The sequence below is a fragment of the Proteus vulgaris genome (assembly GCF_033708015.1).
Lineage (GTDB): Bacteria > Pseudomonadota > Gammaproteobacteria > Enterobacterales > Enterobacteriaceae > Proteus.
On sequence record NZ_CP137920.1, the window covers coordinates 2,570,702 to 2,595,712 of the forward strand.

23 protein-coding genes are annotated in these 25,011 nt (G+C 35.3%); 13 read left to right on the plus strand and 10 right to left on the minus strand.

The genetic code is table 11. The annotated features are described in order from the left end of the window. The first annotated feature begins 21 nt into the window (after window positions 1-21). The 7 genes from ttrS (at window position 22) to SB028_RS12265 (ending at window position 8,307) form a co-directional block, all read left to right on the plus strand. Window positions 22-1,785: a tetrathionate respiration histidine kinase TtrS gene (gene ttrS, locus SB028_RS12235; RefSeq protein WP_069367442.1), complete on the plus strand. Its 1,764-nt coding sequence runs from the start codon at window positions 22-24 to the stop codon at window positions 1,783-1,785. Window positions 1,786-1,795: 10 nt separating this feature from the next. Then, window positions 1,796-2,398: a tetrathionate respiration response regulator TtrR gene (gene ttrR / locus SB028_RS12240; protein ID WP_069367441.1), complete on the plus strand. Its 603-nt coding sequence runs from the start codon at window positions 1,796-1,798 to the stop codon at window positions 2,396-2,398. A gap of 74 nt (window positions 2,399-2,472) precedes the next feature. Beyond that, window positions 2,473-3,414, plus strand: coding sequence for a Kdo(2)-lipid IV(A) acyltransferase (locus SB028_RS12245; RefSeq protein ID WP_069367440.1), 942 nt, complete (start codon window positions 2,473-2,475; stop codon window positions 3,412-3,414). 272 nt (window positions 3,415-3,686) lie between these two features. Continuing rightward, the gene (gene mdtG, locus SB028_RS12250; RefSeq protein WP_069367439.1) at window positions 3,687-4,895 is read left to right on the plus strand and encodes a multidrug efflux MFS transporter MdtG; all 1,209 of its coding nucleotides are present in this window, start codon (window positions 3,687-3,689) and stop codon (window positions 4,893-4,895) included. 420 nt (window positions 4,896-5,315) lie between these two features. Next, a complete protein-coding gene (locus SB028_RS12255; protein WP_069367438.1) occupies window positions 5,316-6,851 on the plus strand; it encodes a peptide MFS transporter in 1,536 nt (511 codons plus the stop codon). 160 nt (window positions 6,852-7,011) lie between these two features. Further along, window positions 7,012-7,791 carry a PhzF family phenazine biosynthesis protein gene (locus SB028_RS12260; RefSeq protein ID WP_069367437.1) on the plus strand — a complete coding sequence of 260 codons (780 nt, stop codon included), beginning with the start codon at window positions 7,012-7,014 and terminating at the stop codon, window positions 7,789-7,791. 105 nt (window positions 7,792-7,896) lie between these two features. Then, window positions 7,897-8,307 carry an acyl-CoA thioesterase gene (locus SB028_RS12265; protein WP_069367436.1) on the plus strand — a complete coding sequence of 137 codons (411 nt, stop codon included), beginning with the start codon at window positions 7,897-7,899 and terminating at the stop codon, window positions 8,305-8,307. Window positions 8,308-8,537: 230 nt separating this feature from the next. Here SB028_RS12265 and SB028_RS12270 read toward each other — a convergent pair whose 3' ends face one another. The 6 genes from SB028_RS12270 to SB028_RS12295 all read right to left on the minus strand — a co-directional run bounded on the left by SB028_RS12270 (window position 8,538) and on the right by SB028_RS12295 (window position 14,054). Further along, entirely contained in the window at window positions 8,538-8,855 is a 318-nt protein-coding gene (locus SB028_RS12270) for a hypothetical protein (protein WP_069367435.1), read from the minus strand. Between the two features lie 134 nt (window positions 8,856-8,989). Continuing rightward, window positions 8,990-10,642 carry a YadA-like family protein gene (locus tag SB028_RS12275; protein ID WP_069367434.1) on the minus strand — a complete coding sequence of 551 codons (1,653 nt, stop codon included), beginning with the start codon at window positions 10,640-10,642 and terminating at the stop codon, window positions 8,990-8,992. Window positions 10,643-11,048: 406 nt separating this feature from the next. Continuing rightward, window positions 11,049-11,678: a CatB-related O-acetyltransferase gene (locus SB028_RS12280; protein WP_069367433.1), complete on the minus strand. Its 630-nt coding sequence runs from the start codon at window positions 11,676-11,678 to the stop codon at window positions 11,049-11,051. Window positions 11,679-11,932: 254 nt separating this feature from the next. Continuing rightward, window positions 11,933-13,024, minus strand: a complete 1,092-nt coding sequence (locus SB028_RS12285) for an NADH:flavin oxidoreductase/NADH oxidase (RefSeq protein ID WP_069367432.1) — start codon at window positions 13,022-13,024, stop codon at window positions 11,933-11,935. Between the two features lie 173 nt (window positions 13,025-13,197). Next, window positions 13,198-13,476 (minus strand): DUF2798 domain-containing protein, encoded by a 279-nt coding sequence (locus SB028_RS12290; protein ID WP_069367431.1) that lies wholly within the window; start codon window positions 13,474-13,476, stop codon window positions 13,198-13,200. Window positions 13,477-13,715: 239 nt separating this feature from the next. Continuing rightward, window positions 13,716-14,054, minus strand: coding sequence for a DUF5713 family protein (locus SB028_RS12295; RefSeq protein WP_069367430.1), 339 nt, complete (start codon window positions 14,052-14,054; stop codon window positions 13,716-13,718). A 290-nt stretch (window positions 14,055-14,344) separates the two neighbouring features. On the opposite strand from SB028_RS12295, the gene SB028_RS12300 reads away from it, so the two are divergent. The 3 genes from SB028_RS12300 to SB028_RS12310 all read left to right on the plus strand — a co-directional run bounded on the left by SB028_RS12300 (window position 14,345) and on the right by SB028_RS12310 (window position 17,705). Beyond that, window positions 14,345-14,947 carry a hypothetical protein gene (locus SB028_RS12300; RefSeq protein ID WP_139151971.1) on the plus strand — a complete coding sequence of 201 codons (603 nt, stop codon included), beginning with the start codon at window positions 14,345-14,347 and terminating at the stop codon, window positions 14,945-14,947. Window positions 14,948-15,635: 688 nt separating this feature from the next. Next, the gene (locus SB028_RS12305) at window positions 15,636-16,301 is read left to right on the plus strand and encodes a response regulator transcription factor (protein ID WP_069367428.1); all 666 of its coding nucleotides are present in this window, start codon (window positions 15,636-15,638) and stop codon (window positions 16,299-16,301) included. Further along, window positions 16,302-17,705 (plus strand): ATP-binding protein, encoded by a 1,404-nt coding sequence (locus SB028_RS12310; RefSeq protein ID WP_069367427.1) that lies wholly within the window; start codon window positions 16,302-16,304, stop codon window positions 17,703-17,705. A gap of 80 nt (window positions 17,706-17,785) precedes the next feature. Here the strand turns inward: SB028_RS12310 and SB028_RS12315 are convergent, their stop codons facing one another. Further along, window positions 17,786-18,112: an AzlD domain-containing protein gene (locus SB028_RS12315; RefSeq protein WP_069367426.1), complete on the minus strand. Its 327-nt coding sequence runs from the start codon at window positions 18,110-18,112 to the stop codon at window positions 17,786-17,788. After that, entirely contained in the window at window positions 18,112-18,774 is a 663-nt protein-coding gene (locus SB028_RS12320; RefSeq protein WP_069367425.1) for an AzlC family ABC transporter permease, read from the minus strand. The genes SB028_RS12315 and SB028_RS12320 overlap by 1 nt, the downstream gene beginning before the upstream one ends. An 85-nt stretch (window positions 18,775-18,859) precedes the next feature. Between SB028_RS12320 and SB028_RS12325 the strand changes: the two genes are divergently transcribed. Continuing rightward, window positions 18,860-19,420: a helix-turn-helix domain-containing protein gene (locus SB028_RS12325; RefSeq protein ID WP_069367424.1), complete on the plus strand. Its 561-nt coding sequence runs from the start codon at window positions 18,860-18,862 to the stop codon at window positions 19,418-19,420. A gap of 93 nt (window positions 19,421-19,513) precedes the next feature. Here SB028_RS12325 and SB028_RS12330 read toward each other — a convergent pair whose 3' ends face one another. After that, window positions 19,514-20,368, minus strand: a complete 855-nt coding sequence (locus SB028_RS12330) for a D-amino-acid transaminase (RefSeq protein ID WP_069367423.1) — start codon at window positions 20,366-20,368, stop codon at window positions 19,514-19,516. A 193-nt stretch (window positions 20,369-20,561) separates the two neighbouring features. Here SB028_RS12330 and SB028_RS12335 point away from each other — a divergent pair, with 193 nt between their 5' ends. After that, complete coding sequence (locus SB028_RS12335) at window positions 20,562-21,140, plus strand: HdeD family acid-resistance protein (RefSeq protein WP_069367422.1); 579 nt, start codon at window positions 20,562-20,564, stop codon at window positions 21,138-21,140. Window positions 21,141-21,231: 91 nt separating this feature from the next. Here the strand turns inward: SB028_RS12335 and SB028_RS12340 are convergent, their stop codons facing one another. Further along, the gene (locus SB028_RS12340; protein ID WP_318859448.1) at window positions 21,232-22,854 is read right to left on the minus strand and encodes a hypothetical protein; all 1,623 of its coding nucleotides are present in this window, start codon (window positions 22,852-22,854) and stop codon (window positions 21,232-21,234) included. Between the two features lie 599 nt (window positions 22,855-23,453). Here SB028_RS12340 and SB028_RS12345 point away from each other — a divergent pair. After that, complete coding sequence (locus SB028_RS12345; protein ID WP_069367420.1) at window positions 23,454-24,710, plus strand: mechanosensitive ion channel family protein; 1,257 nt, start codon at window positions 23,454-23,456, stop codon at window positions 24,708-24,710. Window positions 24,711-25,011 lie beyond the last annotated feature (301 nt).

Here is a 25,011-nt window from a genome sequence, read left to right on the forward strand (position 1 = left end):
AATATTTAACATTAGATATTTATGACGATAAAACAGATAATTGGGATAAGAAACGCGGTAAGTATTGGGTTATTACTGCTCTTTTTTGTACTTCCTCTGCAAGCCACCGCAAAAGAGTGGACCATCGGTGTTTTAGCACTACGAGGTGATGCATCCACACTAAGACACTGGCATCCACTTATTGACACATTAAATGAACAATTTCCTTCAGAAAACTTTGTATTAATGCCGTTAAACCTAGAAGAGATGAAATTAGCGGTGGCGAAGAAAAATGTTGATTTCTTACTCACAAATCCTGCGCAATTTGTTCAATTAGATAATGCCTATCCATTACGTTGGTTGCTTTCCTTACGCTCTGGTTATGAGCCTGATAACACGACACGAAATGTCATTGGCAGCCTAATTCTTGTCCGTCACGATAGCTCAATTACTTCTGCCCATGAATTAATTGGAAAACGTGTTGGTGCCATCGCACCTGATGCTTTTGGTGGTTATCTTTTAGGTTACAAAGCGCTACGGGAAGAAGGTATTGATCCTGATAAAGATTTCACATTGCGTTTCACTGGGTTTCCCGCTGACGCTTTACTTTATCTCTTACGAGATAAAGATATTAATGCGGCAATTATTCCCGTCTGTTTACTGGAAAATATGGATCATGAAGGGCTTATTCGTAAAAGTGATTACCGCCCCGTGATTTCCTATCAAACCAATACGCCTTGTTTAACCAGTACGCCGCTCTATCCTAATTGGTCATTTGCAGCGCTAGATACCGTTCCTGATGAACTTGTCGATAAAGTCACACGCGTTTTACTCACTGATGACAGTAAACCGATGAAATGGGGAGCCCCAGCTTCGCATACACAAGTTGAAAACCTATTAAGAGAAGTCAACCAACATCCTCGACAAAGGCAGCTTTGGCAAGATGCGCAAAGTTGGGCTATTCAGCACCAATTTATTATTGGTCTTTCATTGGCGGCTATCCTTTTTCTTATCCTAAACCAAGTCTGGATCAGCTATTTAGTTAGGCGTCGTAGTCGCCAACTGGAACATGCTCACAATCGATTAAGACAGCAAAAGGAAGAGTTAGAACACGCGCAACGTTTAAATATATTAGGAGAAATGGCATCCGGTTTTGCTCATGAACTTAATCAGCCACTTTCGGCAATTAAAAGTTATGCACAAGGGAGCGTTATTCGCCTTAAAAAAGAGAATGAATTGCATCCATTACTACCTGCATTACAACAAATAGATAAGCAAGCACAACGCGGTGCTGATATTATTCGAAATCTACGTTTATGGGTTGGAAAACAAACACCTAATACTGATACCATTTTGCTTTCCCATCAAAATATTGCGGAATGTATCCAACATATCTGGACGCTTTTACGCGTAGAAGATAAATATCCACAGGTTTCACTTATCACCCATATTGATGAACATGATACTCTATGTTTACCCGAAACATTATTAGAGCAAATTTTATCGAATTTAATCACTAACAGTCTTCAAGCTGGCGCTAACGTACTAAAAATCAGCACCCATAAAGCACCTGATAGGTTGCTTATTGTCATTGAAGATGATGCGGGTGGAATGAGCCACAGCCAACTTGAACAGCCTTTTTCCCCATTCCAAACAACAAAAACGGAAGGACTTGGATTAGGTTTGGTGATTTGCCAACGTTTATTGCTTTCTCAAGGTGCTGAAATTCATATTGAGAACCAGAAGAATGAACAACATAAAGTTGGAATAAAAATCACACTTATTTTCCCTAAAAAAAATAAATAATGGAGAAAAAATGCCAACAATTCATCTAGTTGATGATGATCTTGCTGTCACTGATGCTTGTCAGTTTTTATTAGAAAGCCTAGGTTATTCAGCCCATGTCTGGAATGATAGCGAGTTCTTTATCAACAACGTCAATCTCTATCAGAGAGGGGTTGTATTATTAGATATGAGGATGCCAAAACCCGATGGTAGACAAGTTCACCAGCATTTAATTGATAAGCACAGTACTCTTTCTGTGATTTTTTTAACCGGTCATGGCGATATCCCCATGGCCGTTGAAGAGATCAAAAAAGGCGCTATCGACTTTCTGCAAAAACCCGTTGATAGCAATGCGTTGTTATCTGCTTTAGATGCAGCATTTATTGAAACCAATACCCGTTTTACCGCACATGATATTCGCCGCCGTTATGCTTCATTAACCCCAAGAGAAAAAGACATTGCTTATTATGTTATTCAAGGATTAATGAACCGCGAAATTGCAGAAGTTGCTTGTGTTTCAATAAGAACCGTCGAAGTGCATCGAGCAAAAGTAATGGACAAAATGGCAGCTAAAAATATTGCCGAATTGGTGACTGCATTACAAGGCATTGAAATAATTTCACCTAATTTATGACAAAATTTCTTATCTGCGTTAAAAAGTGTCACAATATACGATATTCATTGGAAAAATAGTAAATAGATAGGCTTATGATAAAGTCACCTCCATTTAAAAAATCATTTTTGCAGCCTAAATATTGGCTGACTTGGTTCGGGATCGGATTGCTCTATATCCTAGTTCTCCTTCCTTATCCTGTCATTTATTGGCTGGGCACACGCCTAGGTCGTTTTTCGAAACTTTTTTTAAAAAAACGGGTTCAAATAGCAGAACGTAATATTGAGCTCTGCTTTCCACAGATGCCCAAAAGTGAGCGAGAAGCCCTAGTTAATAAAAATTTTGAATCGGTTGGTATGGGATTATTCGAAACTGGTATGGCGTGGTTTTGGCCAGATTGGCGTGTCAAACGTTGGTTTAAAGTCAGCGGGATTGAAAATGTTTCAAAAGTGCATGAAACTGGGAAAGGCATCTTACTTATTGGGATCCATTTTCTCACGCTTGAACTGGGTGCACGTATTTTTGGTATTTATACCCCAGGAGTGGGTGTTTACCGCCCTAACGATAACCCCGTTATGGACTGGCTACAAACATGGGGCCGATTACGTTCTAATAAATTTATGCTCGACAGAAAAGATGTCAAAGGCATGATCCGTAGTTTAAAAGCAGGTGAAATTATTTGGTATGCACCTGACCATGATTATGGCCCACGTAAAAGTGTTTTTGTGCCTTTGTTTGCGGTTGATAAAGCGGCAACAACAACAGGAACTTATATTCTGGCAAAAACCAGCCATCCTGCATTAATTCCATTTACCCCAAAACGTTTACCTGAAGCCAAGGGGTATGAGTTAATTATCTCACCACCTGTTGCTGACTTTCCTATCGATAATGAGGAAAATGCCGCTAAAGCGATGAATAAAGTCGTTGAACAAGAGATTTTACGCGCACCAGATCAATATATGTGGTTGCATCGTCGCTTTAAAACTCGCCCAGAAGGTGATGCTTCTTTATATAACGAAATAAAAAAAGTACACTAATCACAAAGTGGCTGTTTTATTCCCAAACAGCCACTTTAGCATATTGCAATACACTGAAATAAAAATAATAAAATCAATAATGACACAAGCTGTAAACTCCTGCAAAACACATTATAAGAGCAAGACCTATCGCACTTATTCTGTATCATGGCTATATTCTTATTCATCTTAAAATAAGAAAACCGACCTGTTGTTGCCACATTCAACATCGCTACGGTTATTTTCAGTCTATTTTCTTGGTTTGTTCTCTCGTTCTCGGCTAAAGGAGTCACATGGATCTCAAGCCCCGAAATAATTCTTGGAAACGTAATCTCTATATTGTCTGGTTTGGTTGTTTTCTAACTGGTGCTGGTTTTAGCCTGATCATGCCTTTTCTTCCACTCTATGTAGAAGAGCTTGGTATAACCGATCACGAAGAGCTTAATCTTTGGACCGGTGTTGCATTTAGTATTACCTTCCTTTTTTCTGCCATTGCAGCGCCTTTTTGGGGAAAATTATCAGATAGAAAAGGACGAAAATTAATGCTGTTACGTTCTGCCCTGGGTATGGCGATTGTGATGGTATTAATTGGGTTTGCTCAAAATATATGGCAATTATTAGTACTGCGAGCCTTGCTTGGTGTATTAGGTGGCTTTGTTCCGAATGCAAATGCGTTAATTGCCACTCAGGTTCCAGTTAAAAAGAGTGGTTGGGCATTAGGTACACTTTCAACGGGTGCTGTAAGTGGCGCATTAATAGGTCCTTTAATTGGTGGTATGCTTGCCGATCTCTATGGTTTACGGCCTGTCTTTTTTATTACGTCTGCTGTTTTATTTATTTGCTTTTTAGTCACCCTCTTTTTTGTAAGTGAAAACTTCACACCTGTTTCTAAAAAAGACGCGCTCACCACAAAACAGGTCTTTTCATCACTTAAAAATAAAAGACTCGTTGTATGCCTATTTTTCACCACGATGATCATTCAAGTAGCAACTGGCTCTGTTACACCTATTTTGACACTTTATATTCGTGAATTAACAGGTTCAGTCAGCAATCTTGCCTTTATCAGTGGTGTTGTTGCCTCCGTACCCGGTATTGCCGCACTAATTAGCGCACCTCGTTTTGGCAAATTAGGTGACCGAATCGGCCCCGATAAAGTCCTTCTGTTTACCCTCGGGCTCTCTATTTTTATGCTCATTCCAATGGCGCTGGTCAGTAACTATTGGGAACTTGGGACACTACGTTTTTTACTTGGTGCAGTAAATGCCGCCATGTTGCCTGCGGTACAAACGCTTATTCTCTATAACATTACCCCTGCTATTGCGGGTCGAATTTTCAGCTATAACCAAGCACTCAGAGATGTTGGAAATGTTACAGGACCGTTAATGGGGGCTTTTGTTGCTGCAAGCTATGGATTTAGAGCTGTTTTTTATTTCACCGCAGCCGTCGTCTTTTTTAATTTAATTTATTCTTGGCTAAGCTTTAGAACACCACAAGAAAAGTAGTCAAAAAATCGACAAATAAGATCAGTTAATCGTTTTTTTTCTTCAAAAAATTACACTTTTACATTTAAAGGCTCAATTGTTATTTTTTTTATTCTATTTTTTGTAAATTATTGTTTATTAATAATATTCTAACCCCCTATTTGTTAATGTCTCTAAAATTTTCTTGTCCTCTTTTTTCAAAAAATTGCAAGGTTAACTATTGCAAAATGAGATTTTTATCGACTTTTGCACCAAAAAATGGTTTATAAAGTATTAAATATACTTTTAGTCGCTAAATTCTGACAAAAGTATGTTAAAAATATATTAATTAAATGCAGTGGTAATTGATAACAGAATGAAATAATTTTGTTTAACCATTCGCTAATATTTTGTTCTTTTTACTTGCAAACGACCTGTAGAGGTTTTTTTTGGGAATTTAAGATGCAATCTACTCACTCAAAATCTAGCCGAACTTTCTTTGGCCATCCCTATCCATTAAGCTCCCTTTTCTTTACCGAAATGTGGGAACGCTTTTCTTTCTATGGTATTCGCCCATTATTAATTCTATTTATGGCGGCAACCGTTTATGAGGGTGGCATGGAAATCCCCAGAGAGCAGGCATCTGCCATTGTGGGTATTTTCGCAGGCGGTGTGTATTTAACATCGCTGCCAGGAGGTTGGCTGGCTGATAACTGGTTAGGTCAGCGCCTAGCGGTATGGTACGGCTCTATCTTTATCGCATTAGGACATCTATCCATCGCACTTTCAGCGTTTTGGTCACAAGATCTGTTCTTTATCGGTTTATTACTCATTGTATTAGGTACAGGACTATTTAAAACCTGCGTCACTGTGATGGTAGGAACCTTATATAAAAGGGATGATACTCGCCGTGATGGCGGATTTTCCTTATTTTATATGGGTATCAATATGGGCTCATTTATTGCACCACTCATCACGGGTTTCTTAGTTCGTGATTATGGCTGGCATTGGGGCTTTGGTATCGGTGGAATTGGTATGCTTGTTGCGCTACTGATTTTCCGCTTTTACGCAGTACCGACCATGCGTCGCTTTGATAGCGAAGTCGGTTTAGATTCAAGTTGGGATCGCCCAACGGTTGTTCGTCGTAATGTCGGTCAATGGATCTTAGCGTTATCTGTCGTTCTTATAGCCATTGTTGGCCTTATTATTTCTGGCGTTATTCCTTTTAACCCAGTTGTTGTGGCTAACTTTATGGTCTATGTGATTTCAGGTAGTGTTATCGCCTATTTTATCTATTTATTCCTATTTGCTGGATTAAGTAGCAGTGACCGTTCTCGTTTATTTGTTTGTTTCCTCTTATTGGTTTCAGCCGCCCTTTTCTGGTCTGCATTCGAACAAAAACCGACATCATTTAACTTATTTGCCAATGACTATACTGACTTAAACTTTATGGGTTTTGAGATCCCTGCTGTTTGGTTCCAGTCTGTTAATGCCCTATTTATTATTATTCTTGCGCCTGTATTTAGCTGGCTATGGCCAATGATGGCTCGTAATAATATGAACTTAAGTAGCATGACTAAGTTTGTCATTGGTATTTTATTTGCAGCAGGTGGCTTTACCGTCATGATGTTTGCATCTGAAAGTGTCATTGCAACAGGGCAAGGCGTTTCACCGCTTTGGTTAATTGGCAGTATTTTATTACTGACATTAGGTGAATTATGCTTAAGTCCAATTGGGCTTGCGACAATGACTATTTTAGCTCCAGCTAAAATGCGTGGTCAGGTTATGGGATTATGGTTCTGTGCAAGTGCATTAGGTAATTTGGCAGCAGGTTTAATGGGTGGGAATATCCGTCCAGACAAACTGGATGTAATGCCTGACTTCTTCTCTCATGTTTCTATCGCTCTGGTTATTTGTGCAGTTGTTCTTGCTGCACTAATTATTCCAGTGCGTAAGCTGTTACAAAGCGCAGATAGTAAAGAGAAAGCTCAAGCTTAATTTAATGCGTTAATTATTAAAGCCATGTCTAAATCATTAGGCATGGCTTTTTGCTTTATATTCGACAAGTTGAAAGCTATTTTTAAGTATTGCACCTGATATTTAAAACGCTTAATCTCATTACCCTCTATTATTGATAGTTGATTACTAAGGTAATGCGATGACTGTTCTTCCTATTTATTATGTTAATGCTTTTTCCTCTCAACCTTTTTCAGGAAACCCAGCAGCTGTCGTTTTGTTAGAAGAATGGTTGCCTGATGACACCTTAATTACACTTGCTAATGAGATTAATTTACCTGAAACCGCTTTTTTAGTGGGTAATCATATTCGTTGGTTTACACCTAAAATTGAAGTTCCTCTTTGTGGGCATGCAACATTAGCCACTGCTTTTGTACTCAAAACGATAAAACAATCCCCTACTGATCTCTTTAAATTTCAGTCTCTTTCAGGTGAGCTGACTGTTTCTTACCAAGATCCTTTCTTTACCCTTAATTTTCCGGCTATATCCGCGACATTAAATAACGATATAAAATCAGAACTTGAAGAAAAATTAGCATTACAAATAGAGCAAGTTTGGCAAGCGCGTGATCGCTATATTTGCTTTTTATCTGATCCAGAAACAGTCATTAACTACCAACCTGATTTCGCTCAAATCACACAATTGCCTTTACCGGGTGTGATTATCACCGCCAAAGGTCATGCTCCTTTTGACTTTATTTCTCGCTTCTTTGCCCCTGTAAAAGGGGTAAATGAAGATCCTGTTACAGGTACATCGCATTGTGTATTAGCACCGATTTGGGGGGATAAACTCAATAAAACACGGTTACAAGCAAGACAAGTTTCAAAACGCGGTGGGAATATAGACTGTGTGCTAAAAGGTGATCGAGTTTTACTAACAGGAGATGCTGCACTCTTTTTAATTGGCGAAATAACCTTTTAATTATAAAAGACATAATCACTCATTCATCTACTTTGCTTTCAATTTACTCTATTTTATACTGTGAGGAATTTCCCTTACAGTATCAAAGAAGAAGGCTTTATTTTTATGTCTATCTCTGACTTATCTCCTGAACTACAAAATAAAATTAAAAATTCAGTTACCCGTGTATCTAAGGTCATATTTCCCACCACAACTAATCACCACTCAACACTCTTTGGTGGCACCGCATTAGCTTGGATGGATGAAGTGTCATTTATTACGGCCACCCGCTTTAGCCGTAAACGCCTAGTCACGGTTTCAACTGAAAAAATAAATTTTAATCACCCAATTCCATCAGGGACGATTATTGAACTCGTGGGTGAAGTTATTCGTGTTGGACGCACAAGTTTAACGGTGAATGTTTCTATTTTTCTTGAAGATATGTACGCAGAAGGTCGTGAAGAGGTGATCCATGGTCAGTTTAATTTTGTTGCTGTTGATCATGACGGAAAACCTACCCCATTATTCGATAAATAGCGTTTTATAAAGAGATTTATCATGTTTTTTATCTCTATTAATTAAAAACCACATTATTTTATAATGTTCTTTATCATTTTGAATAATAACAAAGTATTAAGGACATTAATTTAAATGGATATTTTTCAATCAATATAAAATATATAATAAAATCAATTAATAATAAGATTACTAACATGTAAGACAAGAGTTATCCACAGTTAATGTGGATAACTGAATAACTCCAAATATCAGAGAACACAGATTTTTGTTACTGCAAATTCAATCTGACAAATGGTCAGTTTCTTTCCTGCTGTTGCACTTTCAGCAACCACAATATCCATGGATTGTGAATACTGTCGTCCCACTTCAAGCGCTAATTCAATAGTGGGTTCAATCAGTAAGATCACCCCAACATCTTCAATATCAACAGAGAAGTCTGCAAATGTTCTAAGTTGTGCAACTTTTTTTCTCTTATTTTTAGCAAGTTCTTGCGCTTTTTCCGTAGCGACCTGATTAACTCTTGCTTGTTTTTCAAAAATACCACCACCAGAATGAAGATAGATCATAAGTTACTCATTATAGAAAACAAAGGCTGTTACCTTTATTATTCAAATCCAAAACATAAAAGCCAGTAGATAGATAAAAAAGAAACAGCCTTATCTCTATTTTTTTATTCTATTGGGCACACTACAAAAGTGCTTTACCAGCCATAAGAGACACCTCCGCCAACAACACCGCGATCTTCTGTATTCCATGAAGCAGAAACGCGAATAATGGCGCTTTCTGTTATTTGATACTGAGCACCTGTTGCAAATGCATTAGCATCTCGATAATTACCAACACCGACGCCTAAACTAAACGTATGATTAGTTACATAAGGAATATTAGCCATTGCCGCAACAGAGGCAATACCCGCGCTTGCTCTTTTGTCTACTTTATTGATTTTATTATCCATATTTTTAAGTGCAATATCGTTATCAATAAAGATATTCTTAATTTTATTATTGGTATATTCGTTAGCGGTAGAGATTGAATCATGTTTTGTATTTTCAATATACTCCTTCAGCGATTCATCCCTTTCATTAATCATATTATTAGTGATATTAATATATTCATTTCCTTTTTGAGTAACATATTTTTCACGCTCTTTAATTATTTTTTCATTATTGTTATTAATAATCCTTTCTACACCTGTTGTTATTTTATTGATCTCAATATCCGTATAATTATTAGCTTTTTTTTCTGATGTTTTAATTTTCCCTTCTGTTGAAGCCGTCAGTTCATCTCTAACGTTACTCACATGCTCAACTATTTTTTTATCATGCTCATTAACTTTAAAATCCGTATATTCTTTACCACTATTTTCAATCTCAATAATTTTATTATTTGTATAGTTTTCAGAGTCTTTTTTTATATCTGACAACCTTCCTTCATTATAAATGTACATTTCATTTTTAACTTCGTTGATATGATTGACTGTCTTCGCTTGATGTTCATTTATTTTACTATCCGTATACTGATTTGATTTCTTTTCTGCATTCTCTGCAAATGTTTTAGCCTTTAATTCACTTTCTTTTAAAACCGTTTCATTTGCTTTTATGATATCTCTCTGTATTACTTTATTATTATCATTTATCTGTTGAGTTGTTGTTTCAATAACCTTGTTTTTTTCTTGCTCTATCTTATTGTAAATAGAGGTATTATTTTCATTAATACGTTTATCTGTCTCAATAAGAACATTATCTTTTTCTTTTCTTAATTGAGATACATTTACCGCATCTGTATCTTCCGTTCCTGCGGCTACATTAATAATTTGTCTCTGATTTTTGTCACTGCCGATTGATAAAGTATTATTGCGATCATTGCTACTATTATCACCTAATATAATAGCATTACTTGCTGATCCTGAAGATTTACTGCCAATAATAACTGAATTATCTGCATTATCGGAAAGGCGACTGCCACTCCCTAAAATAACGCCATTTTCAGCATTATTTATAGTTTCCTTACCAATACTTATTGCATCTTTACTTTCACTATACGCTTGAGAACCAATAGAAAGTGAACCGTCACCGATTGCCATTGCTCCACTTCCCAACGACAATGCATTATCGCCTATTGCTGTACTTCTGTGGCCGATTGCGGTTGCATTTTCACCTTCGGCTCCCGCATTAGCGCCAATCGCGGTTGATTGGTCCGAATGTGCCCATGTATTATATCCAAGCGCTGTCGATTCATTACCATCTGCTTTACTATTCCCACCTAATAAAGTGGTATTATTAGCATAAGAGAAAGTGGGTGAAAATAATATAATTACTAATAATTTAATCTTGAAATTTATATTCCAAATCATATCTACATTACTCCTAAATTAAAAAACCCATATATAGAGTAATATGTATTTTATTTTTTACACCTTATATATTTTATAAAACCACTTAATATTTCTTAATGATTCTATTAAATATAAATAATAACATTAATTGATAATTATTATATCAATTAAAAATAAAAAAAGATTTTTTAATTTTTAATATTAAATCAATAACTAAAGAAAAAATAAAAATAATAAAAAACAAAAACAGACCTCATAATTTAAAATAAAAAACATTCTTGTAAAATTAAAATATTCTAGAATTTGAGAAGGAGATCAAATAAAAAATAACATTCTTTTTTATATTTTAGTGACATAACTAAAATATACTACAATAACATCTAAGTAAAAGCCCCTAAACATCTTTATGTTTAGGGGCTTTGTTTTACTCAATAAAATTCGCTTCCGCGATTAATAATTTATCAATTGATGATTGGCATAAAAGAGGTCTAAGTGATTCAAATTTTTTTTCTGACCATTGGTAAATCTTTAAAGATAAAAGTTGCTCAATAATATTTGGCTCAAAACGATATTTAAGCTGCCGCGCGGGCGTTCCTCCCACAATACTATAAGGCTCAACATTTTTGGCAACAACGCTATTTGCCGCAACAATAGCCCCTTCTCCAATCGTTACACCAGGCATTATCATTGCACGCATTCCTATCCATGCACCATCGTGAATATGAGTGTCACCCTTACCAATATAGGCTTCCTCAATCTTATCCATAAAAGGATAAAGCGAGAACCAATCCATGCGGTGAGTATGATTTCCACCCATTAATATAACCGCCTGTGCACCAATACAGACATAATCGCCAATATATAATTTGTCAATTTCCCACAATGGTTCCCATTGTAGGCTAACTTCATCACCATAAAGATAACGAACCACAGAGGTTTCAAATCCGTCATCCCAGCAATCACTGTAATAACTGTGTTGCCCTTTAATGATAATGTTTTTATTTTTAACTGTTTCGTGCAGATATTCTACACGTGACCAATGTTTATTTTTCATAATATGACTCGCAATAAATTAGTGAGTCATCAAAGAATGCTTAATTCTCTGATGATGTGTTCGCATTCAAAACACATCGTCTTAAGCAATCCTTGGTTGAACCAATAGGAAGTTCTTCTTCATCTTGTTTACCCCCCATTTTTACAGCGCAATACGTTAATGCTTGCCGTTTATCTGCTCCATAATAAAGCTTATTAAAGAAAAAGCCACGGTTCCTCTAATAATCCCCTACTATTCTCCGTGGCTTGGTATCACTATTTAAAAAAATCTTTACTTCCATGAGGCGCACAACGTAAATATTGAGGTGCTACTTTTATGGTTTGTTTAAGTTTTTCTGCCGCATGCCAAGGCCAACGAGGATCGTAAAGAATACCTCGACCTAATGCGATAAAATCAGCCTGCTCAGTAAGTAAAATAGCTTCAGCTTGTTCGGGTTCAGTAATTAGGCCAACGGTAATAACAGGTAGTTGTGTTTCATTATAAATTGCTTGAGCAAATGGTACTTGATAATTAGGTCCTAGTTTAATTTCTTGTTTTTCTGATAATCCACCAGAAGAAACATGAATATAATGGCAACCTAATTCTTCAAGATGTTGTGTTAAAGCAATCGCACTTTCTAAGTCCCAGCCACCTTCAACCCAATCTGTTGCAGAAATTCTTACACCAACACAAATATTATCTGAAACTGCATTTTTCACAGCAACAAAAACATCCACCAACAACCGACTACGATTATTGAAATCGCCACCGTATTGATCCATTCTGTGATTGGATAATGGAGATAGAAACTCATGTAATAAATACCCATGAGCACCGTGGATCTCAATAACATCAAATCCTGCTGACTCAGCTCTTCTCGCGGCATCAACAAAAGCGTGTTTTATTTCTTCAATTTCATCAATAGACAGAGCATGAGGCTGATGAGCCTGACCAAAAGGAATTTCTGAAGGTGCGACTTTTTGCCAACCATTAGGAGAGTCTGGTGCTAATGATGCACCACCATTCCAAGGCAAATCAGTCGATGCTTTACGTCCTGCATGTGCAATCTGTATACCTATTTTTGCCGTTGAATATTGCTTAACATTATCGACAAGTTTTTTTAATTCGCTGCTATGTTGATCAGACCAAATGCCTAAATCTTTATAACTAATGCGACCTCTAGGCTCAACCGCTGTTGCTTCAACAATCACTAACGAAGCACCCGATAGTGCTAGCTGCCCATAATGCATAGTATGCCATGCTGTCGGGAAACCATCTTGTGCTGAGTATTGGCACATAGGTGCAACAATAATACGGTTATCTAACTGATGGGGGCCTAATTTTTTAGGGGAGAACAACAAACTCATTTAAAGCCTCCTGCTATCAATAAGAATTTATGCGAAGAAAAACATCTTCGCTTTTCGATATACCATTTAAATATACAAGTTTAAGGCTATCGGATCTTATTTATTTAGGCGATGCTTTACTTCACATTGTGAAAAACAAAAAGATCAGCATCAATTGCTGATCTCTTTTTTAATTAATCATTGGATTTGGCTGGTTTCACTAATAATAGTGAAAAACGTCTTGCAATAGGTAAGACGAATAAAACAGTAGGAAAAGCAATCATCCAAGAGATCCCCCAAGAAGTTAACCATGGGGAGATAACGTGCATTCCCATTCCTAACGATTTGATGGTACTAATAAAAGCAACAATACCTGACATAATAAAAGAAAGGAAAAAAGGAACAAGAAAAATCATTGCTCGAGTAGGAAGTTTAGGAATACCTAAAAAGTAATTTTTGTCCTGAAAAGACATAGATAAAGACTCCAATAATGCGATTGTATAACAGCACATAACTGCCAATACAACAGGCTAAAAAGTTATATGCGTTGATTAACGTAAACGCTTACGAGTCTTTTTGACTAAACTGAGAGTCAGTTTATTAATAAATATGTCTTTGTCAACTAAATTATTCTCATTATCATTTAGGTGATAGTTGATAAAATTCAGATTAGTGAAAATGAGAAAACACATTATGGCTTTCTCATCTTTTTTTACCAATCTCGTGTTGCAATTAATTCTTCTACATCAGCATCTTCAAAGCCATATTCATCAGCGATAACACCAAAATCTTCAGCGATACACTCTCTTGCTACTGTTTCAATTTCGCTATCTTCCTCATAAAATTCTTCAGCTAGTTCATTAAATTGATCCGTTGTTTCTTGTGTTAAAATATAAAGTTCTGCCAAATTTTTAGGTGAAGTTGCTTCTATTTTGACACAAAGCGATTTTAATAAATCTTGCCCTTTTTTTACAAGGTGTGTTGGATAATAATTATCATTGTCCATTTCTTTTAAAAAAGAATACTCGGCTAATACTTTATTTTTAATCATGAAGAACATCCTTATCTAAATATTTATCTTAAGGTTATTAAAGTGTACTTATTATCTTAATTATTGGAAAGTATATTACGTTTCTTAATTAAATGTCTCGCGTTTATTTCTATACATTTGTAGGATCCTGATCAGCAAACAAAAACAGGTAATTAATTAAAATGGCTAAAAAAATACAAGTTATATTTCTTTTTTTGACTATTGCACTATTCTCTTTTTTGGCCATTAATAAATATTTAAAAAGCTCACCTTTGGCAACATGGTACTTCTATGGTAATAACGGGGAATATATGACTGGTCATTACTACCCACCAGCAGAAGATGATGCAACAGATACGGTGATCTCCATTCCAGAAAAACCCACTAAAGAAGGTTTAACAATAACACATTGGGACACTTGTAATATTGAATTGAATATTGATAATAAAACGCTTTATATTTCTTATTTTACAAGCGGTCTTATTCAAGCCACATTATCAATAAAAACCACATCTTATGTTGCACTAACTGAGTTGTATTTTTATCAACCTGATGATATGCATTGGTCAATAAATCGGCTAGAGGATGGGACATACAAAGGTTGGATATGGGATAATGTTGCAAATCAACTTATTTCTGTTCGTTATCAAGAAGATAAAAAAACAATCATTGACGGTACAAAATATACATTGATGCCAGAAAGTTATTGGCTCTTTCAACGTTGGGCTAATGGCGTTTTAGTGGAAGAATACGCTTTAGATGATTTACCAGCAAAAGATGGTTTTATTCCTGAGATAGATAAACAAAGGCTAACTCAAGCAAAAGCAGCGCTTCAAACTACGGTGAATGAATTAGTGATACCATTAAATTTACCCTTTAACGTAATGCTGTGGGATAACTCACTTTGTAAGTAATAATATCATGTGAAATGCTCCCAGAGGGTTGGGAGCATTTCTGACACAGAACGATTTAATTTATATTAAATAATACCATCTAATTTCATGTAAGTTCCTTTTATTGAAAATCCAATTCCTTTCAAGTAGCTAATTTTTGCTGTAAGAGTATAGATGAATAGTGTAAATAATTTAAATCTAATAAAAATGTTGCACAACAGGGATATACTAAAACAATTATCTATTTTCAATAAAAGGATAAGATATCAATTTAATGGCTATATTATTCAATAAAATCAATGTTTTATATTTATATTATTTTAAATATGAAACCTTATTTATTAAGTGTTGATTTTTAATAGAATTCTATTTTAAATCTAAAGTATTTTAAATAAACTATTTAAGTTATCTTAGCACAACAGAGCTAAATATTTATTAGCCATATTAGATTAATGACACTAGTTTTATCTAAAAGAATACTTTTTAATTAACATTAAATGCCTTAGTGAGATAAAAATGAAATAAGCAGCATTCTTGTCTCAATCTATTCCTAAAAGTTTCAGTTATTTATTTTTATTAAAACATATTAAATAAAAATTTATCTTACATTAAGAGTTCATTAATCAAACCTTGCTTTAGATTTTATTATATTGCTCAATTTTTATTTGGCTCTTATACTTTCTTAAGACGATTTTAGGTAGGTGTTATTATGAATATTTTATTAGTTGAAGACGATTTACAACTCGGTAAAGCACTTTGTCGCGGACTTGAAATTGCAGGTTTTCAACCATGTTGGGTTAGATTGCTTGCAGATGCTCGTGTTCAATTAAAACAACGCTCTTTTGATTTAATGCTATTAGATTTAGGTCTACCTGATGGTGATGGGCAAGATGAACTGATTGCGCTAAGAAAAAGTGGCGAGAAAATCCCCATTATTATTTTAACTGCCCGCACTCAAATTGATAATTTAGTACAAACATTAGATTCAGGCGCAGATGATTTTTTACCAAAGCCTTTTGCTATGCCTGAACTTATTTCTCGCGTAAAGGCGGTTAGTCGCAGAATGGCGGGTTTTTCTTCACAAATATGGTCTATTGGCAACTTACAACTTAATCCAGCAAACCATCAAGTCACTTTAAATGATGAATTGCTTTTATTATCAGGCAAAGAATATCAGCTTTTATATGAATTAATGCGCAATACTGACAATGTGGTACGTAAATCAGATTTGGAGCAACGTTTATTTGGTTTAGACGATAAAATTGAAAGTAACTCCCTTGAAGTACATATGCATAATTTACGGAGAAAAATAGGCAAAGAACGCATTATCACGGTTCGTGGCGTAGGTTATTTATTAAAAAAAGAAACTAATTAAATGCAGATCCGCTCCTTCTTTATTTACACCATAGTCCTTCAGATTATCTCCATCGTTATGCTTTGGGGCGTTTGGTTAGCTTGGATACAATTTGATTATCTTGCTGAGTTCGAAAAAGTTTATAATAAACAGCAAGAAATTATTGCTGAGGGTTTTGCTAATACCTTAGAGATTGTCGCCGACCAGCCTGAAGTTCTCAAAGAAATCGCTCATAATTTACAAGGTATGTATATCGACGCCATGCTCAATGGTGAAGATGACGAACTACAATATCTACCGTGGCTTATTGTGTTAGATGTAAATAATACTCTCATTTATACTAATCGCCCTGAGTTACCTATCCCTACAAAAGTACTTTCATTAGCATCAGAAAAAATATCTGTCGCAGGTGAAAAATGGATCCTCTCTTTTAGTTGGGGAGAAAAACATAAAATAAAAGTCTTTATTGGTGAATCGGTTGAAGACAGAGGCCATGTTATTGGTAACCCTATTGAAGGTACCTTTGTGCCTTTCCTATTTATTCTCGCGACTGTAATTTTTGCGATCTTAATTACCGCTTATTTTAGTTTACGCCCTTTAAGACAAGCTGCAGAGCTTATCTCTAATCGTAAGCCACGCAATTTAACGCCAATTAATGTAGGTCAGCAATTTAAAGAAATTCGCCCTATCTTTAAAGAACTAAACCAATTAATGGCCAGAATTGACGCTGCTAATATTCGAGAAAAACAATTTATGGCTGATGCTGCTCATGAATTAAGAACACCAATAGCGGCTGTTATCGCTCAATTACACCTACTCTCTTTAGTCGATGATCAGCAAGAACGCGAAGAAATTGTTAATGATATGAAACAATCTCTTGATAGAGCTGCCGCTCTATCTCATCAATTAATTGATTTAGCACGATTAGAATGTGACGATTTCCCATTAAAAATAGAATCTCTCGATATCTATAACGTCATTGGAAATGCAATAGCACAACGCGTTCCTTATGCGATTACTAAGAATATTGAGTTATCACTTAATGAAGGGTACGCTTTAACGCTGAAAACCGACAAACAGGCTTTACTCTCTATATTTAATAATCTACTTGATAATGCCATTAAATATTGTCCTAACGGTAGCCAAGTTGAAGTAACTATTGAAAATCGATACGCAGAAGGGATCCATGTTATCGTGCGTGATAATGGTCCTGGCGTTGCAAAAGAACATATCAATGCTCTATTTTCGCGTTTTTATCGCGTACCAGGCTCTAACGAAACGGGTAGCGGATTAGGTCTATCTATTGCACAAAATCTCGCTAATAAAATTCAAGCATCACTCATTGTCACTGAAGGGCTAAATAATAAAGGGATTGGTTTTATTATTGTCTTACCTTTAGAGGCTAAATCACCAGATAACGATTAATAGATAGATAACCGCTATTTCAGAATAAAGGAGGCACTACACCTCCTTTTTATTTTGTCTTGATGAGTCTTTAAAGGATATTACCCCAAAAGATTAATTAACCAGCGTAGGCTCGCTGTTACTATTGCTGCGCTAATTACAATCATAATAAAAGGTTTTTTCTGCCAAGTAAGTACGCCCGCGACACCCACACCAATGATTTTTGAAATATCGGCAAGTTGGTCACCATCAAAAAATGTCGATGTCATCGCCACTGAAAATAGAATAACAATCGCCGATAATGAGAGGATTTCTTTAACTCTCTCAGATACACCTGCTTTATTATTGAGTAATATTCCAGAAAGGCGCATAGCGTATGTACCAACAGCAAGGATCATAATTCCTGTAATAATAGAAGCTGCGGACATTATATTTTCCTTATCACAAACAATACGCCTAATAGCGATAATAAAACGGGGATCCCTGCTGGGAGAAATAATGTGGTTGAGAGCGCAATAATGCTCCCGATTATTGCGGCATGACGAGTAAGTTTATTTTTTAATGCGGGTAAACTTAATGCGAGAATGATAGCGGGAAACATCGCATCTAGTCCTAACATCTTTATATCGACAATAAATGATCCTAAGTAAACACCAAACATGGTACCTAAAGGCCAAACAAATAAAATTCCTAACCCACAAGCCCAAAACGCTAATTTATTTTGTTCTGCGGTACGTTGAGATAAACCAAATACAACACTTTCATCATTTAATATATGAAAACCTAATAATGATTTAAGCCCTTTCCCTGGTAAATCCTTTACTGCCAGACTAAAAGGAATATGTCGTGCATTGACCATTAATCCAGCAAGAGCTGCATATATTGCACTTCCTCCCATTGCGATAATACCAATAAAAAGAAATTCAGAAGCGCCCGCTAAAACAAAAATGGATAACACCAACGGTACCCAAAAATCAAAGCCTTGTGTATATGCTAGCGCACCATAAGAGATACCGACGATACCATCTGCTAATGAAACAAGCACAATATCTCTAAGTACGTTATTATCAAGACGACTGTTAGTTTGCATAGAATGTAGTATTTTTTATCGAACCATTCGTTCATTATGTTGAACGATTTGGTTTTTTGCAAGATGATTTTTAAAGGAAGCTATAATGTCATCGCCTTGTGCACCTATTGAAATTATTTCTCAAGCACTGGCTAGAGAAAGAAAAAAAGCGGGCCTTTCACTTGCTGAAATAGCAAGACGAGCGGGTGTTGCAAAATCAACATTGTCTCAATTAGAAGCAGGACAAGGAAATCCGAGTATTGAAACACTTTGGGCGATTTGTGTTGCGTTAAATATCCCTTTTTCTCAACTGATTTCGGCACCAAAACCAGAGATTAAGGTGATCCGTAAAGGTGATGGTTTTAAAATTAGCGCAGAAAAAGCGTATTATCATGCTTTTCTACTTTCTTCCTGTCCTATGGGTGCCAAACGCGATATATACACTGTAATTGCACAGCCAGGAAAGGATAGGATTTCTGATCCTCACAGTCAGAATGTCACTGAACATATTATTATTATCAGTGGTAGTGCAATAGTGGGAACGTTAGATAATCAGCAAGAATTACAACCCGGTGATTATATTTGTTATCCCGGTGATGTCACCCATGTATTACGCGCTTTAGAGCCAGATACGACGGCCGTTATGATTATTGAGCATCATAATTAACGTAATAAAATGATAAATTTATCGCACTGCGATATTGCAATAAAAATTTGAAAGTAGTGCGATAAATTTGATAGAGAATATCTGTCTAGTCAATTATTTTTTAAGTGCTTTATCAAGGTAAATCTGTCGTAATCGTTGAGATAAATGCCCAACAGTCCCCTGATTTATCTCTTCATTATCGATTGAAATAATTGGCCAAATTAAGGTGGTCGCTGAACTAATAAACGCTTCTTTTGCTTTTTTGGCCTCATCAAGTGTAAATCGGCGCTCGGTTATTTTAAGTCCTTCTTCTTGTGCTAATTGAATAATAGCTTGGCGTGTAATACCAGGTAAAATATCCTGACTCAACGGTCGTGTAATGATTTCATTATCATGGTTAACAATAAAGAAGTTACTTGAACTACCTTCTGTTATATAACCATCTTTAATTAAAATAGCATCATCAGCACCTTGTTGATGTGCATGATGTTTTGCTAAACACGCCGCTAATAATGCGACTGTTTTAATATCACAACGTTGCCAACGAATGTCTTCAACACTCATTACTGAGATCCCTTTTTTAGCATTAGGATGATTGACCACAGTTGAATGTTGAACAAAAGCCACTATGGTGGAAGAGACAGATGAAGGTGGAAAATCAAAAAAACGAGAAGAGTCTGTACCTCGAGTTATTTGCAAATAAATAAGGCCTTCATGAAGATTGTTTTTTTCGATAAGTTGATGATGAATATTAATTAATTGTTCTTTGGTAATAGGAATTGATAAGCCCAATTCTTTGCATGATCGTTGTAAACGTTGGAAATGACCGTCAAAATCGATAAGTTGGCTATCGATGACCGCAGTCACTTCATAAACCGCATCTGCAAATAAAAAGCCACGGTCAAAAACAGATACTTTAGCCTGATCTTTAGGTATAAACTGATTATTTAAAAACACGATATCAGACATTTTACCTCCGTTATCATTTTTATTAACATTAATCTTAGCTCACTACCTTACTCCTTCAACTTTATATTTCAAAGGTGATTTAGCTTCTTCGCGTCCTCTTTTTTATTAAAATTTTATGTCGCGAAGTCATGCTATATCGATAAATATTGCTATAATTTAACTTATGTACAAAATATAAGGATAAGAGGTAGTTATGTTAGATATTAACAAAAATAATTTATCTCAGCTGACAGAACAACGAGTAAAGAAACAATGCACTTTAATGACTGTTATCGCTATATTGGGTTTTATCGCAGGTATTATCTGTATTATTAACCCACTCTCTTCTGGCGTTATTATCAGCGTATTACTTGGTGTGGTATTTTTTGCCTGTGCGATATCCAGCATTATTGGAGGTTTTAATTCTCAAGTCTCTTCTGGGTGGTCAATGTTGATTACGCTATTAGCCGGTTTTATTTATCTTCTTCTTGGTTATATTTTTGTCACTGATCCACTAAAAGGTATGCTAAGCCTCGCCTTTTTTATCGGTTTTTTATTTATTTTTGCAGGTGTACTGCGGATAAGTATAGGCTTTAAACAGATCAAAGATAATTTTTATGGCTGGTTTAATATACTGGTTGGATTCTTAGATTTAGTCATTGCCTATTTCTTACTTGCTTTTGGTCCTGAAACATCAGCAGCACTCGTCATGACATTAATTGGTATACAACTTATTTTTAGCTCTATCACCATTTTATCAATAACCACTGCGTTAAAACGAATGACTCACTAATTGAATGTTTAGTGAACATTATCTTATTTATTTTATATAGACTAAGAGCCACATAAAGTGGCTCTTAAATAGAAAACAGAATAAATTTGTATTAAGCACAAGGTAAACGCAGAGATACTGTGTACATATTTTCTCCACAAAGATAACAATTTCCTGTCTTTTCAAAGATCATCACCTGAATACCAAGTTGCCCTACTTCAATATTTGGCAATGCATCGGCTAAAATACTCTCTAATGCAGGCTCAATAATTTCAACCATGTTAATAGGCTCGTTATTAGGTGTTGTATTATGTAAGAAATTCCCTAAACGAGGATCATCAGAATAAATTTCAAGTGTAGAGCGATATACTAACGTCCTTTCACTCCCATTGACTTTAGAATAACCATTAAAGATGATCACCATTTTTTGGATATTCATCTGAGATACACGATTTTTAATTTGTAAGCACAAAGAAGGAACTAACCTAATATTGATGGAATTAAAGTAACGATCGCAAATTTGCGGAATGGTGACGCTAATACAAGGTTTAGGTGCAATATTTTTAATTTGTTTACTGCATTCTCCTGTTAGAGAGTTATCAATAATAATTCGTTCACGTCGAGAAAAACAAACATTATCGAAGATATCAACAGTAAAAAATGAGATGTAATGAATACCATTAGTTAATAATTGATTTTCCAATCTTACCGAAACAGCGGACTTGTCAGTACATGGCAACATCTTAAGCTGATCATTAAAATAGAAACCAACTTGTGTGCTTTCACTAATATCACGACCTAAAATTAGGTTCGCATTAACGCAATAATTTTCAGCGTGATAGCTTAAAATACCATTTAATGTTGCAGGGACTTTCGGAGAGGGTAATTTCTCCGTTGTCATTTCAACATAGTAATCTCTTGATTTCAGCGATTCTAACGGATCTTCACTACTTTTAACCTCTGCATAAAAAATGGCTATTTGTTTAGGCTCACTCTTTTTAAATTTGACTTTAAAATTCGCGATACCGTATTTATTTGTCTTGCTAGCATTCGACATTTCACCATCAGAATTATAAATCTCGGGTTCACTCATTAATGTGCTGTTTTCAACGTCATAAACAAGATTTACCTCTTTATTTGAAACATCCTCACCTTCTTTATCTTGTAAATGCACAACAAAACTTTTAGAGACATTATCCCATTTACTTGGCCATTGCATAGATTCCGAGCGTATTGTCAGTAAATCATAAAAGGTCTCACAATTAGAGGCCGCACAATCATTATTAAGATTTGGCTTGGAAGGGGTTACACGTATTTGTATTGGCGTTGCGTAATACACAATACTTTCATCATCTTCATCTTTTAATATCAACTGCAATGATGCCACACCATTACGATTACCCGTTAAAGAGATTTTCGTTTTATTGTCGTCAACAATTGAGATGTAAACATCTTTATTATTAGGTAATATCAAAATACCTTTCGGGCTTGTACGCCATTCAGCCAGCCGCAGCTCTATCCCTGTTATAATCACTTCATACTCGATAACTCGATTCATTTTGACTTCGTTATCAGGCTCTTCAGGGGATGATTTAAGCTGATTAAACTCAATTTTCACATCGGCATCAATCACAGCTTGCGACTGTACACTATAAGAAGGCGGCTCAAGTGCTAAAGCGTCTTTCTCCCCTTGCATAATTTTTTGCAAACGTTCTTCTTTTGTTTCTATCTTCATTGAGTAATTTCCTTTCTTTTGATAATTCCATTTTTACCTTAAAGCAAAAAATTTGAGTGAAAATCACAATAGAAAAAAGAAACCTAAGATTTGTTAACAGAAAAAAACAAAAAAAACGTTATTAAACAAAAAGATAAAGAGAACACTGAACCTTATTCTTACGATCCAATAAACAAAAAACGCCACAATCATAAAAAATAATTTAAAAATTAAAATATTTTTGCATAAAGCTATTGACTGTTATGGAAATGTGATTAAAATCAATTCTAGAAAATATTTGTGACAAGCATCACATTTTATTAATAGGATACTGAATATGAAATCAATGACTTCTTTTATTACTAGCCTGCACCAAGTTGTTGTAAAATTATCATCAACTTGTTTACTGTAATTATTTGATTTAAAATAAAATACAGTATAAAGCCAGAAATAGCACCCTCATCGCACAAAAGACTATTTCTGGCTTTTATTCACTTCATTGCCCTTATTTATCATCTCGTTTACCCCGCATTTTTCGTAACAAAAAATTCACCTTCTTGAACTAAGCTCTCTTTTCTGTACTCTGGATATATAATCTATATTAACTATGAGGATATTTTATGCAGCAGCAACTGCTTACATGGATACGTCAATTCAATGAGGAGTACGCCCAAATCGCTTCTCTCCTGCTCGTTTTAACCATTATTTTTCTTGTCGCAATCATTCTTCATTTTATTTTGCACAAGTTGGTCTTACCTAAAATTTCCAAAGCAATAAGTCAGTACGATCAGAAAAAGCAACTATCTCTAGAAATAAATAAACTATTTAGCCGTTTTGCTTTTTTAATCCAAGGTGTTGTTGTTAATATTCAAGCGCTGGTGTGGATGGGCCCAGGTAAAACACAAGAAATTCTCACCACCAGCGCTCAAGCGTGGTGCTTAATTTTTGGCTTGTTAATGCTTTTCTCTATTATGGATCTTTGTATGCAGATCATGAGAAATTCATCTTCATTTGGCCGATTACCCTTAAAAGGTATTTTTCAAAGCCTAAAACTCGCTGCCTCTGTACTGATTGGGATAATGATTATTTCCCTGCTTATTGGAAAATCTCCCCTGATTTTACTCAGTGGTTTAGGCGCCATGACGGCGGTATTAATGTTGGTGTTTAAAGATCCTATTATGGGATTAGTCGCTGGTATTCAATTATCTGCAAACAACATGATAAGCCTTGGTGACTGGCTAGAAATGCCTAAATATGGTGCTGATGGTGCCGTCATTGATATTAGTTTAACAACTGTTAAAGTGCGTAATTGGGATAATACGGTTACAACTATTCCCACTTATTCTTTAATTTCAGATTCCTTTAAAAACTGGCAAGCAATGACAAAATCAGGAGGACGTCGTATTAAACGAAGCCTTTCTCTTGATATTAATAGCATCCATTTTTTAGATAAAAAACAACTTGATGATCTAGAAAAAGCGCACTTATTGGCTCCTTATATAAAAAATAAGGAAAGTGAAATTAATCAATTCAATGCAACCTTAGGTAATGAATGTCAAACACCATTAAACCAACGTGGCATGACTAATATTGGCACCTTCCGTGCGTATGTTGAAGCTTATTTAAAAAACCATCCTAATGTTCATAAACAAATGACAATTATGGTAAGACAATTAGCACCAACCTCGGATGGTCTTCCCATTGAAATTTACGCCTTTACGAATACCACCGTTTGGGTTCAATACGAGGCGATTCAATCAGATATATTTGATCATATCTTTGCTATTTTGCCTCAATTCGGCTTAAGGGTTCACCAATCTCCAACCGGCGATGATGTAAGAGCACTCAGATTTCCTGTCGAAAAAGATCTGCAATAAGTTATTTTCATATTAAGTAAAAAAGAAGAATTATTCTTCTTTTTTACTTTTCTTATTAACAAATATTGATGTTCTGTTATTTGTTATCATGTTAACAATCTTGTTTTCCCCCTATATTAACAAACATCGATATATTATATTTTATATATCGAACGATTGTTAAATCCTATTTATTTGATGTTTTATTTACCACTAAAGTGGTATTAATTAGAAATTGTAACCATTTGTTTAATAATTATTTTTTTATATAACGTTATTAACATTTTTTATATTGATATAAATCATTATAGGTAGAAGGGTT